Source organism: Burkholderia mycopellens (assembly GCF_964265025.1).
Lineage (GTDB): Bacteria > Pseudomonadota > Gammaproteobacteria > Burkholderiales > Burkholderiaceae > Burkholderia.
This window is the reverse complement of record NZ_OZ183803.1, coordinates 2,553,411-2,569,172: the sequence shown is the minus strand read 5'-3', so window position 1 is coordinate 2,569,172 and position 15,762 is coordinate 2,553,411. Positions and strand designations below refer to the sequence as shown.

At 68.3% G+C, this 15,762-nt stretch carries 1 protein-coding gene; it reads left to right on the top strand.

Annotated features, from left to right (window positions below; all coding sequences use genetic code 11):
- Positions 1–81: 81 nt before the first annotated feature.
- Positions 82–15,405 (top strand): filamentous hemagglutinin N-terminal domain-containing protein, encoded by a 15,324-nt coding sequence (locus ACPTTC_RS29715; protein ID WP_423395032.1) that lies wholly within the window; start codon positions 82–84, stop codon positions 15,403–15,405.
- Positions 15,406–15,762: the final 357 nt, after the last annotated feature.

Genomic DNA, 15,762 nt, shown 5'->3' with positions numbered 1-15,762 from the left:
GGCATCGCGCGACGCCACGGTCGGCCGGCCGATGGCGCGAGACGCACGGCGCAAGCCCAAAAGAACGAAGCAGAAAAACAGATGAACACGTCCAAGCGTAAGGTCCTGCAGCAGCTCGCCGCCGCCGGTGCGACGCGAATCGGCGCGCGCGCGCGGTCCGCGGCCGGTGCGCCGCGTTTCCTGGCGGTCGCGCCGGTCGCTCACCCGTATCGCTGGTGGCAGCGGGCGACCTGCGCGATCGTCGCGCTGACGATGTTCATCGGACCGATCACGGTGACGGTCGAGCAGGGGCGCGACGCGGCCGGCGTGCTGGGCGCCGGCAACCGCCGTATGGATGACGAAACGTGGCAGCGCGTGCTCGACCTGGCATCGCTGCGCGTGCGGTTGTCGATGCAGATTGCCGCTGCTGCGCCGATCGTCGACCCGACTGCGCCCATCTCATTCCAGCCCGCGATCACGCAATCGACGGGTGCCGGCGGCGGCGTGCCGGTCGTCAATATCACCGCGCCCAACGCGGCCGGCATTTCGCTGAACCAGTATCAGCAGTTCAATATCGACCCGGTCGGCCTGATCCTCAACAACAGCCTGATGTCGGGGACGTCGCTGACGGGCGGCAACGTGCAGGCGAATGCGAACCTGAACGGCCGCACGGCGAGCGTGATCGTCAACCAGGTGACGTCGACAGGCAATGCCTACGCGAGCATGCTGAACGGCCCGCTCGAAGTGTTCGGCGCGCCGGCGACGGTCGTCATCGCGAACCCGAACGGCATCACGACGCGCGGCACGGGCTTCACCAATACCATCGGCGTCACGCTGTCGACCGGCGCGCCGCAGTTCCTGGGCAGCGTGGGCGGCACGGCGACCGCCTTCGCGAACGCGAAGGCGATCGGCTACAACGTGACCGGCGGCCATCTGCAGATCGAGGGCAATGCCGGCGTCAACGGGCCGGGCGCGGGGATCGAGGGGACGGTCGGCACGATCGACCTGATCGGCGAGACGATCGGCATCAACGCGCCGCTGTATGCGGGCACGCGCATCAACGCGATTGCCGGGCGGCAGTTCGTGACGCCGACGGCCGCGGATGCGTACGGCACCACGTATGGCACTGCGTCGAACGGCGCGGCGAATTCTGCCGCCGCAATCAATGCCGCGAACGGCGGGGCGAACCGTTCGCTCGCGATCGACGCAACCGCGTTCGGCGCGATGACCGCCGGCCAGATCCAGGTGATCAGCACCGCGGCGGGCATGGGTGTGCGGGCCGACGCGCAACTGGCCGCGAACGCAGGCGACCTGCTGATGTCGTCGAACGGCGACGTGTCGGTCGCCGGGTCCGCCGCGCAGCAGCAGGCGACGCTGCATAGTGCGGGCAACGTATCGATGACGGGCGCGCACCTGGGTGTCGGCGGCTACACGATCACCGCGAACGGCGACGTAACGTCGACGGGCGCGATCCAGTCCGGCGGCAGGCTCGCGGTATCCGCTGGCGGCAACGTGAACGTCGCGAACGCGCAAGCCAGCGGCGACGTGGCGATTGCCGGCGGCGCGAACGTGACGCTGGGCGACGTGCAGACGGGTGGTGCGTTGGCGGTTGCGGCGCAGGGCGGAGCGGGCGGCGACGTGACGCTGAACGGGACGGCGCTGGCCGTGGCCGGCTCGTCGCTGCGTGCGTCGCGCGACGTCCGTGTCAACGGCCGGCTGGATAGCAGCACGGTCGACGCAAGCGCGCAACGCAGCATCGCATTGGCCGGCCCTGTGAACGCATCCGGCGACCTGACGCTCACGGCGCGTGACGGCGACCTCGCCACGACCGCGCGCGTCGCCAGCGGCGGGAACCTGTCCGCCAGCGCGGGGCACGATGTCGCGGCGAGCGGCGCGCTGCTGGCGAATGGCGACGTGAGCGTGCGGGCCGGAAACAGTGCGAGCGTCGGCGATATCCACGCGGGCGGCGTCATCGACGTGAGTGCGCAGGGCGGGGCTGGCGGCGGCGACCTGGCGTTCAACGGCAACACGCAGGCGACCGGCGCCACGCGCATCGCGTCGGCGCGCGACATCGCCGTGAACGGCACGCTGACCGGCGGTTCGACGCTGGCGCTCGACGCACGGCGCGACGTGACGATCGGCGCGCACGGCACCGTGCAGTCGGCGGGCGACCTCGCGCTGACGGCGCGCACCGGCAGCGTGACGTCGAACGGCACATTGACGAGCGCATCGAACCTGTCGGTGCAAGGCGCACAGGACGTCGCGCTGCTCGGCACGACGGGCGCGATGGCGGACACGACGCTGAACGCGGGCCGTGACGTGACGGTGGGTGGCACGCTGTCCGGGCGCGGTGGCGCGCGGCTCGACGCCGGGCGCGACATCGTCCTCGGCGGCAGCACGGGCTTCGTGAAGGACGTGCAGGCGCAGGCGGGCCGCAACCTGACGACGACGGGTTCACTTGCCGCGACGAACGTGACGCTGGGCAGCGGCCAGTCGATGACGCTGCACGACGTGCAGTCGTCCGCGGCGTTGCAGGGGAACGCGCAAAACGGCGTGCTCACGATCGACGGCAACGTGACGTCGTTGTCGACCACCCAGCTCGAATCGGGCGGCGACACGGCGGTGACCGGCAGGCTGCAAAGCACGGGCCGCCTCGATGTCACGAGCGGCGGCGCCGTCGCGATCGCGGGGCAGGTCAATACGTTGTCGACCGGCACTTTCCGCGCAGGAAACCGGTTCAGCGTGGACGGCACGCTGCAGACGACCGGCACGCTCGATATCGCCAGCGGCGCCGACGCATCGATCGGCGGCACGGTGAACGCGCTGTCGGATGCGATCCTCGCGTCGAGCGGCGGCGTGACGGTCAACGGCCTGCTGCAGAGCGCGGGCCCGTTGGCGCTGACGAGCGGCGCGAACACGTCGATCGGTGGCACGGTGCTGTCGACGGGTGACGCGACCCTCGAGAACGCGGCGGGCTCGCTGACGAGCACCGGCACGATCCAGGCGGGCCGCGATCTGCTGATCGACGCCGCGCACGCAGTCGATTTCGGCAAGCAGCAGACGATCGCGCAACGCGACCTGGCGGTGCGCGCGGGCGGCGACCTCGTCGCGAACGGCACGGTGATCGGCCAGCGCAACGGCGTGCTGAATGCCGGCGGCGCGCTGGGCGGTGCGGCGGCGATCGCATTCGGGCAGGCGGCGACGCTTCAATCGGGCGGCGATACGCGCCTGACGGGCTCGTTGCGCGGCGACACGGTGCAGACGCAGGCGGGCGGCTCGGCGTCGTTGCACGACGTGCAGGCCGTGTCGTCGATGTCGCTTGCCGCGACGCAGGATCTTGCGACGACGGGCAACCTGATCGGCAACGCAACGACGACACTGCAGGCCGGGCGCGATCTCGGCGTCAGCGGCGCGGTTCAGTCGTCGCAGACGCTGACGCTGGCAGCCGGTCGCGATGTCGCAACCACGGGCGCACTGCGGACCGACCGGGATCTGCACGTTCGTGCGGGCAACAACGCAGCGATCGGCGATATGCAGGTCGGCACCGTGCTCGACGTGAAGTCGCAAGGCACGGCGGGCGGTGGCGACGTGGCGCTCAACGGCAACGCGATCGTCGCAGGCGTGACGAACGTGCAGGCGGCGCGCGACGTCGTCGTGAACGGTTCGCTCACCGGCGCCACGCAGGTGGCGCTGTCGGCGCAGCGCGACGTCGGCGTCAACGGCGGCGGCGCCGTCCGCGCCATCGGCGATCTCGCGATCACCGCGACGACCGGCAGCATCGCGTCGGCCGGCACATTGAACGGCGCAGGCGCGCTGACCGCGAATGCGGCACAGGATGTCGCGCTGACCGGTACGACCGTGTTCACCGGCGACACCGCCGTGACGGCGGGCCGTGACGTGACGGTCGGAGGAACGCTGGCGGGTCGTGGCGGTGCACGCGTCAACGCGGGGCGTGACATCGCGCTGGGTGGCAGTACAGGATTCCTGAAGGATATGCAGGCGCAGGCGGGCCGCAACCTGTCGATGACGGGTTCGCTCGCCGGCACGAACGTGACACTGGGCAGCGGCCGGTCGATGACGCTGCATGACGTGCAGTCGTCGAGTGCATTGCAGGCCAATGCACAAAACGGGACGCTGACCGTCGACGGCACGGTCACGTCGTTGTCGAGCGCGCAGCTCAAGTCGGGCAGCGATACGTCCGTGACCGGCACGCTGCAAAGCGCGGGCCATCTCGATCTGACGAGCGGCGGCAATCTCGGGATCGGCGGCACCGTCAGCGCGTTGTCCGATGCGGCCGTCACGTCGAGCGGCGCGGCGAGCGTGAACGGGCTGTTGCAGAGCGTGGGCCCGTTGACGCTGACGAGCGGCGCGAATACGTCGATCGGCGGCACGGTGCTGTCGACGGGTGACGTCACCCTCAAGAACGCGGCGGGCTCGCTGACGAGCACCGGCGTGATCCAGGCGGGCCGCGATTTGCTGATCGACGCCGCGCACGCGGTCGATCTCGGCACGCAGCAAACCACGGCGCAACGCGACCTGACGGTGCGCGCGGGCGGCGACCTCATCGCGAACGGCACGGTGATCGGCCAGCGCAACGGCGTGCTGAATGCCGGCGGCGCGATGGGCGGCGCGGCGGCGATCGCATTCGGGCAGGCGGCGACGCTTCGATCGGGCGGCGATACGCGCCTGACGGGCTCGCTGCGCGGCGACACGGTGCAGATGCAGGCAGGCGGGGCGGCGTCGCTGCACGACGTGACGGCCGCAGCGACGATGTCGCTCTCGGCCGCGCAGGATCTCGCGACGACGGGCGCCGTGGTGGCCGGCTCGACGGCGACGCTGCAGGCCGGCGGGAACCTGGGCGTCGGCGGCGCGATGCAGGCGGTCGGCGATATTGCGCTGACCGCGACGAACGGAAGCGTGTCGAGCAGCGGACCGATCGCCGGCAACGGCGCGATCGACATGCAGGCGGGTACCGACATCCTGCTGAACGGAACGGTCGGCGCGGCGCGCGGCATGTCGCTGAACGCGGCGCGTGACGTTTCGACGACGCAGGCCCTGAACGTGCTGGCGAACGACCTGCGGATCACGGCCGGCAACAACGCCGGCGTGGCCGATGTGCAGGCGGGCGGGGCGTTGTCCGTCACCGCCCGAAACGGCGACGCGGCGTTCAACGGTACGGCTGCGGCGCTCGGCGAAACCACCGTGATCGCAGGGCGCGACGTGGTCGTGCGCGGCGCGCTCGCCGGTGGCGGCGACGGCACGAGCGCGACGCATGCGCCGACGTCCGTACAGGCCGGGCGCGACGTCCAGGTCACGGGCATGCTCGCGGGCGGCGCAACGCTCGGCGTCGACGCCGCGCGTGATGTGACGATCGGCAACGCCGGTCAGGTCCAGGCGGCCGGCGACATGACGCTCGCCGCCGGCGCCGGCAGCGTGACGTCGCAGGGCACGCTCGCGGCCGAACGCAATGTCGCGCTGACGGCGACCAAGGACGTGTCGCTGACCGGCAAGACCAGCGTCGGCGGCGATGCGGCGTTGACGGCCGGGCACGACCTGACGCTCGGCGGATCGGTCGTGGGCAAGGGCGGCGCGACGCTGAACGCGGGCCACGATGCCGCGATCGGCGGCAGCACCGTCTTTGCGAACGACGTCACGGCCAAGGCCGGCAACGACCTCGCGGTCACCGGCGCGCTGCAGGGGCAGGCGGTGTCGCTGAGCGCCGCGCGCTCGGTCGCGCTGAAGGACGTGCAATCGAATGCAGCGCTGACCGTCAACGCCAAGGGCGGCGCACTGACGATCGACGGTACCGTCAACTCGCTTGCAGGCGGCACGTTGAACGCCGCTGGCGACCTGGCGGTCAACGGCGCATTGCAGACGGCCGGATCGCTCAATGCGGCGAGCGGCGGCACCCTTGCGGTCAACGGGGCCGTCAATGCGCTCGCCGATGCAACCTTGCATTCGGCCGCGGACCTGAACGTGAACGGCACGCTCCACGCGGGCGGCCCGCTGGCGGCATCGAGCAATGGCGTGCTGTCGGTCGGCGGCAAGCTCGACGCGGCCGCCGATGCGGCGTTGAGCGCGGCGCGCGGCCTCGTTGTCGACGGCACCGTCAACGCCGGCCGCAAGCTCGACATGACGAGCGGCGGCCCGACGACGCTGCGCGGTGTGGTCAACGCGGCAGCGGCGGGCGCGCTGCGCTCGGACGGCGACATCACGGTCAACGGCACGTTGCAGGCGGCGGGGCCGCTCGACGTGATCGGCGGCGGCAACACGACGGTCGGCGGCGCGCTGGTGTCATCGGGCGACATGACGCTGCGCAATGCCGCGGGCGCGCTGACGAGCACCGGCACCCTGCAATCGGGCGGCAACCTGTCGGCCGACGCGGCCGGCACGATCGATCTCGGCAAGGGGCGCACGACGGCGCTTGGCGATCTCGCGGTCAACGCCGGCCGGGATCTGCGCACGGACGGCACGGTGATCGCGCAGGGGCGCGGCACGCTGACGGCCGGCGGCGCGATCGGCGGGGCGGGGGCGCTGGCGTTCGGCGGCGCGGCGACGCTGCAGTCGGGCGGCGACACGCGGCTCACCGGCTCGCTGCGCGGCGACAAGGTCGACGTGAACGCGGGCGGTCACGCGACGCTGCACGACGTGACGGCGGGCGCATCGATGACGCTCGCATCGGCCGGCAACCTGCGCACGACCGGCGCGGTGACCGGCAACGCGGACGTGCTGCTGCGCGCGGGCGGCGACATCGATCACAGCGGGGCGTTGCAGGCCATCGGCCATGCGACGTTCGACGCACGCGGCGGGCATGTCGCGTCGACGGGATCGATCGCGACGAACGGCGCGCTCACGGTGAAGGCGGGCACGGATATCACGCTCGGCGGCAAGACGGCCTCGGCGCTGAACACCACCCTGACCGCCGGCCGCGACCTCGCGATCGGCGGCTCGCTGGCGAGCGGCGGCGCGTTCGATGCGACGGCCGGCGGGAATGCCGGCATCGCCGGCACAGTGCTGGCGATCGACGACACGCAGGTCGGCGCGGCCAACGATCTCGACGTGACCGGCAAGCTCGAGGGCCACGGGGCCGGCACGCTCGGCGCCGGCCGGGATCTGACCGGCGCGGGCACGATTGCGTTCGCGCAGGCCGCGACGCTCGATGCGGGCCGCGATGTCGTGCAGGGCGGGCTGGTGCAGGGGCACACGGTTGCGGTCACGGCGGCAGGCAATGCAAGCGTGACGAACGTGCAGGCGGACGAGTCGTTGTCGCTGCGCGCGAACGGCACGCGCACGGACACCGGGTCCGGCAACCTGACGATCAACGGTACGGCCGCCGCTGGCGGGCGCATCGATGCGGTCGCGGCGCAGGATGTATCGGTGCCCGGCAAGCTGCAAGGGGCAACCTCGGTCGGCATCGACGCGGGGCGCAACGCCGTGATCGGGGGCGCGGTCCAGTCGGGCGGCGCGATGACGATTGCCGCGCATACCGGCGATCTGGCCGCAACCGGCGGGATCAACAGCGGTGCGACGCTCGACGTGACGACCGGACGCGATCTGTTGCTCGGCGCGACGACGAGCGCGGTTGGCGACATGGCGCTCACCGCCGGGCGCGATCTGAATACCGGCAGCGGGCTGCTGATCGGCGACGCGAATGGCACCCTGCGTGCGGCGCGCGATATCGTCGGCGCTGGCAAGCAGTCGTTCCTGCAAGGCGCGTTCGACGCCGCCGCGCAGCGTAATGCGGCGTCGAGCGGCCTCGTTCAGGCGAGGAGCGTGCAGTTGACGGGCGGCAACGATGCGTCCGTCAACGATGTCGTATCGGCGACCTCCTTCGACCTGAAGGCGCTCGGCAACGCCGGCGGCGGCGATGCCGTGGTGCGCGGCACCGCGCAGGCGGCCGGCGCCGCGGCCGTGACCGCCGCGCACGACGTGCGGGTGACGGGCACGCTGGCGAACGGTGCGGCGCAATCCTTGAGGGCCGGCAACGATGTCGTCGTGAGCGGCGCCACGCAATCCGCTGGCAACATGAAACTGGCTGCCACTGGCGGCAACGTGCAACTGAACGGCACGACGACATCGGGCGGCGCGCTCGATGCGCGCGCCGGTGTCGATGCGCAATTGAACGGGACGATCGCCTCGGCCGGCATGACGACGGTCCAGGCCGGCCGCGATATCGGCATCGGCGGCAGCGTGGCCGGGCAGGCCGGCGGCACGCTGACGGCCGCACGGGATATCGCCGGCGCGGGGGCGGTGGCGTTCGGGCAGGCCGCTGCGCTTGCCGCGACGCACGACGTCGCATTGTCGGGGGCGCTGCAGGGCGCGAGCGTGTCGGTGACGGGCGGCAACAATGTCGGCCTCGCCAGCGTGCAGGCAGTGTCGGGCGACCTGTCGGTCGTCGCGAACGGTCTTGCGGGCGGCGGCGACGTGACGCTCGGCGGCGCGGCCACCGCGCTCGGCGCGTTCTCGCTGCAGGCGGCGCGCGACGTCAACGTGAATCACGCGATCAATGCGGGCGCGGCGACGGACATCAAGGCCACGCGCAACGTCGCGCTCGCCGACGTGAACACGGCCGGCGACCTGAGCATCGCCGCGTCGAACGGCAGCGCCGCAGCAGCGAACGTGACCGCGCGCGGCAACCTGAACGTGACGACAGGGCAGGCGATCGCGCTGTCGGGGCAAACCGTGTCGGGCGGCAATGCGACGCTGGCGTCCGGCGGCGACATGACGCTGGTCGGCAGCATCGCCGCGCAGCAGGCCGGCAAGCTGACGGCGGGCGGCTCGATCGACGCGGCGTCGATCGCGTTCGGCAAGCAGGCCACGGTCAGCGCGGCGAGCAGCATCGCCGTGAAGGGCGGCGTCTCGACCGACGGCGACCTGGCGATGACGGCCGGCAACGACCTCGCGATCGGCAGCGCGCAGACGGGCGGTGCGATCGACTTGCGCGCACAGGGGCACAACGGTGCCGGCGACGTGGTCGTGAACGGCAGCCTGACGTCCGGCAAGGCGACGACGCTCGCCGCCGCGCGCGACGGAGTGATCGCCGGAAGCGTCGGCAGCGGCACAAGCCTGACGGCCGGCGCGGGCCGGAGCCTCGGCATCGCCGGCGCAATTCGTTCGAACGCCGATACGTCGCTGAGCGCGACGAACGGCAATCTCGTCGTGGGCGGCGACTTCGTGTCCGTCGGCAATTTCGGTGCGCGTGCCGGCGGCACGCTGACGCTGCTGACGGGCGGGCTCGCCAACGGCGACACCACGTTGACGTCCGGCGGCGCGATGACGCTCGGCGGCGCACTGTTCGGCCTCGGCGGCGCGAATCTCGACGCGGGTGGCGCGATCACGGGCGGCAGCGCGCTGACGTTCGGCAAGGATATCGGCGTCACGTCCGGCGCGGGTGTCACGCTGGGCGCGATCCAGGGCGCAGGGAAGTTCACGGCGACGTCGACCGGCGACCTGTCGCTCGGCGCGACGACCGCGGTCGGCGGTGTGTCCGCGACGTCGCAGGCGGGCAGCGTCGCCGTCAACGGCGCGCTGCAGTCCGGCGGGAACGTGCAGATCCAGGCTGCGAACAACGCGCAGGTGACGGGCGCGTTGTCGTCGATGGGTACGGTGAACGTCAACGGCGTCAACGGCAACGTGACGCTCGCGGGCGTGTCGTCGAACGGCGACACGACGCTGCATGCCGGGCAGAACCTCACGCTCGGCGGCTCGAGCATCGTGGCCGGTCAGCTGGGGGTGTCGGGCGGCAACGTGACGCTCGACGGGACGGTGACCGGTTCGAAGAACGTGACCGTCTCCGCGCAGGGGACGGTGGATGCCGGCAACGCGACGATCGTCGCGTCGCATGACCTGCAGGCGAGCGGCGCGAACGTGACGCTCGGCAACGTGACGGTGGGCGGCGGGCTGAATGCGCAGGCGTCGAACCAGCTCACGCTGGCGGGCGGGCATGCGGTGAACGTCGTGGGCAAGGCGACGCTCGCATCGCAGAACGCGCTGTACAACGCGGCCAGCGTGCTGGCCGGGTCGCTCGACGTCAACGCGCCGAACCTGACGAACGCGCGTGGCGCGTCGCTCGCGTCGATCGGCGCGACGACGATCAATGCGTCGAACTTCACGAACGCTGGGCTGGTGAACGGCACGACGACCAACGTGACCGTGGGCGGCGGGCTGACGAACGTCGGCGGGTCGTTGATGGCGGTTGATTCGCTCGGCATCAACGCGGGTTCGCTGAACAACCAGAACGGGATCATCTTTGCGGGGAATCCGAGCGTCGGGACGGGAGCGACCGGCGATGTGTCGCTGACGGTCAATGGCGGCAACGGCGCGCTCAACAACGCGGGCGGACAGTTGCTCGCGCAACGGAACATGGGCATCAACGTCGCCAACATGACGTTCGATCCGCTGCAGGGGACGATCAGCCAGGGCGGGAACCTGTCGATCACCGCCGGCTACGTGAACATCGGCGGCACGTGGAACTACGGCGGGCAGAGCGTGGCGCTGACCGGCCTGAACGGCATCGCGAACTACGGCACGATGACCGGGACCGCGGCGCTGACGCTGTCGTCCGGCGGCGGGACGTTCGAGAACCACGGGCAAGTCAGCGGCCGTGACGTGACCTTCAACGGCACGCTGAACAACGCGGCCGGCGCGGTGATGCATGCGGACAACGCGTTGACGCTGAACGGCAATACGACGAACCGCGGGACGGTCGAGGCCGGGAGCGTGCTGACCGTATCCGGCTGGAACTACGACAACCAGGGGGCGACGACGCAGTCGAGGGGGGATGTGGTGTTCCGCCTCGGCGGGATACTGCAGAACACGGGCGGGTCGATCAATGCCGGGCGGAACATCAGTATTTCGTCGGGCGCCGTGGTAAATGACCAGACGGCGCCGACAGGAGCGGTAACCACGAGATCCGTGGTCGAAGACCCGAACTTGCTATGGTCGGGCACCGTCGGCTCCGAGTCGTTCCAATACTACGGTCCCGTCGCCAACGACAGCGGCAGTACCTTCTACGGCACCCTCAGCGGCAATCGGAACGTGACGTTTGGCGATCTGCTTGCGCCGACGGGCGCCGTCCACGGCTACGACGTCGGGTATTTCGACGACAGCCCTTGCCCCCGGGACTGCACGTTCAATCCGAGCTCGCCGGTGGCCGGGTCCGGATATGTCACATTCAATCAAGTGATGACCGCCACCCGCTATGGGAACAGCGGAAATGCATCTAGCCAACCGATGTGGTATGTCGGAACCGGCCCGCAGCCCGGCGCAGTAAGGACCGTTTCGCTGAAGTTGCCGACGATCTATCAGACTTCCACGAGTCAGCAGCCGGGTACTTCGGGTGTCATTTCCGCAGGTGGCTCGATTGACTTGTCTGCGAATGCGTTGTCGAACCGTGGGGGGCAAATTGCGGCCCAAGGTAACGTGTCGCTTGTCGTCCAAAATCTGAGCAATGGCGCCGTGGCGCCCACGGTGGTGAACCAGTCGGTGAGGCAAGTCGATCAGGGTGAATATTCGGCATTCCTGTCGCAGCTGAAATCCCTCGGAATTGTCTCCGTCGCGAACTCGGGAAATATCAACTACAACATTGCCCCCGCGCAATTCAACATTTCCACGGGGGCTGCGGCGCCGTCGTCTACCGGGACACTCAGTTCTTCGACGCCTACGGGCATGATTGCGGCGGGTAGCAACCTGACGGTCGGCGGTGGCAATTTGGTTAACGAAGGTTTGCTGTACGCCGGCAACAACGTTGGCATTGCGTCGGGGACGCTCACCAATCAGGGCGGCAACCAGCAGAACTATTCGAGTCAGGTCGGCTGCGCATCCGGGGTGCCGAATTCCGCCTGCGGCAACGCGGGCCAGCCGCGCGGCAACAACCCGACCACTACGACGTTCGGCTACCAGCAGAGCGACGCGACGATCTACGCCGGTCATGACCTCGTCATTGCGGCCGGCCAGATCAACAACACCTACGGCAACCTGCTGGCGGGGCACGACATCGTCATCGGCGGTATCGGCTCGACCGCGGGCTCGACCACGCCGGCGCAGAGCCTGAACAACACGTCGGGCAATATCGTCGCGGGCAACGACATCAAGCTGAACGTCTCGGGCGCGATCACCAACAATTTGCCGCCGCCCGTTCCGGTCCACGAGAACTACGGCAAACAGGAGAAGTATTCCGGCTGCATGACCGCCGGTGGTTACAAGGAGAGCTACTGCGAAGGTTACGTCGACCAGCAGTCGGGCAGTTCGTCGGTGATCAGCGCGGGCAACAACCTGCAGGTCAGCGCGGGCAGCCTGACGAACATCGGCAGCCTGATCGCGGCCGGCAACAATGCGACGATTTCCGTCGCGGGGCCGGTCGTCAACGAGGCGCAGGTGCTGAACGCGTACTGGCACTCGCACTGGGTGCAGGAAACCGGGATGTTCAGCAGCGACAAGCGTCACGACATCTGGGCATGCGGTACGCCTGAGCAGTGCAAGGCGCTGTACGGGAGCGCCTATACGGGCACCGGCGGCACGATCGATCCGCCGACGCCGGTCGGCAACATCGCGGCGACGATCCAGGCGCCGAACCTGTCGATCTCGTCGGGCGGGCAGATCCAGAACGTCGGCAACGTGCTCGGCACGTCGGTGTCGTTGAGCGGGCAGAAGCTGATCAACGGCATCACGACGCCGAATACATACACGCCGCAGGTCGCCGCGCCGCAGCGTGTGATCACGCTCAGTCCGGTGACGCTGCCGGGGCTGAACCTGTCGATCCCGCGTGCGGTCGGGATGGGCACGCTGCCGACGCCGGTCGCCGGTAAGGCGTCGTATGTCAACGAGTCGCTGGGCGGGAGCGGGTTGCTGGGAGCGCAGGATCTGCTGAACAACCTGCCGCCGAATCTCCAGCCGTCGTCGACATTGTTCTATTTCAATCCGCAGGAAGAGAACCTGCTGCTGCAGCAGGCCGCACTTCAGCAGACGGGCAAGTCGAGCTTCGTCGACGGTTTGTCGTACGACAGCAAGCACAACAAGTCGGTGACGGAGCAGGAAAAGGAGTACCTGTACGGAAACGCACTCGACTATTCGAAGTCGCACGGGCTGCAGCTCGGCGCGGCGCTGACGCAGGAGCAGATCAACACGCTCGACAAGCCGATGCTGTGGTACGTCGAGCAGACCGTGCCGGACCCGACGTGTCATGCGACCGGAACGGCGTCGTGCCCGACGATCACCGCGCTGATGCCGCAGGTGTATCTGTCGCCGAACACGGCGGCGATGTCGGCCGGCGGGAACATTGCCGGCACGGACGTCGCGCTGAAATTCAACCAGGACGGCAACGGCAGCATCCTCAATACGGGGAGCATCACGGCGTCGGGGACGTTGAGCGTCGACACGCACACGCTCACCAACCAGGCGAACCAGGTCGACGTCGGCGCGATCTGGCAGAAGGTCGACGGCGGCTACCTGAATACGACCGGCACGGTGGTACAGCCGGGCGGGTTCATGAGCGCGGCGAACATGGAGCTGAATGTTCAGGCGCTGAACCAGATCGGTGGAGCGTTGCAGAAGCTCGCGGCCGACGGAACCATCGATCGGGCCGGGACCCAGCAAGCGCTTGCGGCCCTTCAACAGCAACTCGGCGACAATTTCACGCAGACGACGCTGAGCGACAACCTTCACCAGGATTTCGTGAAGGAAGGCGGCGCGTTCGGGATGACGCAGATCTTCTCGATGGCGGTCGCTGTTGCCGCGGCGGTCATGATGCAGCCGGAAATAACGGCTGCGGTCGCTTCGATGTCGGGGGCGGCCGAAGCGGCCGCCACGGCCGCGTTCATGGCGGCTCAGCAGGGGTTGACGGGTGCGGCTATCTCGGCAGCCGCAAGCGTGGCGGGCGGCACGCTTGCCGCGGGCGGCCTGGCCAACACGATGATTTCGGTCGGGTTGAGTGCGTTTGTATCCAGCGCGCTTGGTCAGGTCGTCGCCAGCGGAAAGGTCGATTTCGGCGCGAGCCTGAAGAATGGCCTGATCGCAGCGGCGACTGCGGGGCTGACGAACGGGATCACGTTCAATGGCAATGGCGGTTCATTTGGCTTCAACGTCAACGCGGCGTTCGACGGTAGTGCGCCGAGTCTTTCGGCGTGGGCCGGTGTGCAGAACACGGGCAATGCGCTGGTGCCGCAAGCGGGTGCGGCATCGGGATCGTTGCCGGCCGCTGTGTTGGCGATGTCCGCGGACGCAACGATTCAGGCAGGAGTGCAGACGTTGATCGGCGGGGGGAGCTTCCTTGATAGCCTGCGGGACAGCCTTGTAAGGGATGCGGCTGCTGCGGCGGCATACGCGATCGGCAACGCCCAGAATGCGGGGAAATTCGGCGACGGGATTTCGGGTGAATTGGGATACCTGACCTCACATGCGGCATTGGGATGCGCAGCAGGTGCCGCGACGGGGCAGGGATGTGGTGGCGGTGCGATTGGCGGGGCCGTTGGCGCTGCGTTCTCGGCAGACGCGATCAAGGCAATCGATCCTTCGGGCATGTCGCTTGACGCACAGCAACGTGCAGTGCTGGCTGCATTCGCCACGCTCGCAGGCGGTAGTCTTTCCAGTCTCGCTGGACAAGACCTGGTCGCAGGTGCGACCGCTGCTCAGAACGAAGCGCTGAACAACGCCGCAGGCGATGACGCTCACACAGCTGCTGCTGCCGGGCATGGTGGTGTGTTGTCTGGCAGCGCGCAGAAATTAGTCGACTGGTTGAAATGGACATACAACGATCCGGTTGGCGACACGCAACGTGCGTTGCGGCTCTTCCTTTCCGTCGGTAGCCGTAACGGACAGGATGCCCAATCGGATCCTAACCGCCAGTTCGATTTCGATGGTGGGCCGAAGAGCAATGGTCCCAGTGCGCCAGCGGTGGTGACACCGATAGCCGCCATCGGCTGTTTGATGTCAGGGGGGCTTGGGTGTGCTTTGTCGGCGTTGCTGGGGGCGGCGCCGGTCTCGGCGCCGCCGCCGAGTAACGCGATGTTGTCGAGTGGTAATGGAGACAGTGGTTCGACCGCAGCGTCAGGTAAAGGCGGCGCCGACGGTAAAACGCAGCAGGCTCTGGATTGGTCGATTGTTAGCAAGTCCGGGGAAACGAGACCCGACCACGTTATCAATCAGCACGGCGACCTGAATCTTCAGAAGCAGGCACAAGGAGTTTTCTATGGAGATCCCGTATCTACAGTCAACAATGCGTGGAGCATCGCGCAGCAGACAGGTATCCAACCAGTTGCTCACGGCAACGTGGATGTTTATGTCGTTCCACGGCCGAATTCCGGATACGCGGGAGGATACTCGGGCCAGCGGCAGAATTTGAACTCAGTGACAATTATCACTGTACATGGAACTAATCAAGTTATAACCGCGTATCCTGGGAATGGCTTACCTTTACCGAAGGCTCCATGACAATGACATACGTGAACTACGCCGTCGTAAACGAATCCTGCCCAGTGTGTGGCCAAGGGCGAATTTTGGTTGCAGTCGAAAAAGATGGCCACTCGCTCTTTGTGGTTTGCGAAGACTGTGAGTCGGAATGGCGCAGTCCTATTGAATCGAGCGATGCATCATTGGCGACACGAAATCAGCATACGTTTTTACGATATGTGGAACCTGGGGAGATGACGAGCCATCCATGGTATTCACGGTTGGTTCAGTGACGCGATCTCTGTGTGGTTTTCGCAGCACTGGTGGCAAAGAATTTCGACAAGTCGGTGGAAGGGATCAAGTCGTGCGAGAAATCGATCGCGGCGACGATCTGGCACG

Bases quoted from the DNA above. Each gene is read 5' to 3' on its own strand.
- ACPTTC_RS29715 (WP_423395032.1), top strand. From the start codon at position 82: ATGAACACGTCCAAGCGTAAGGTCCTGCAGCAGCTCGCCGCCGCCGGT.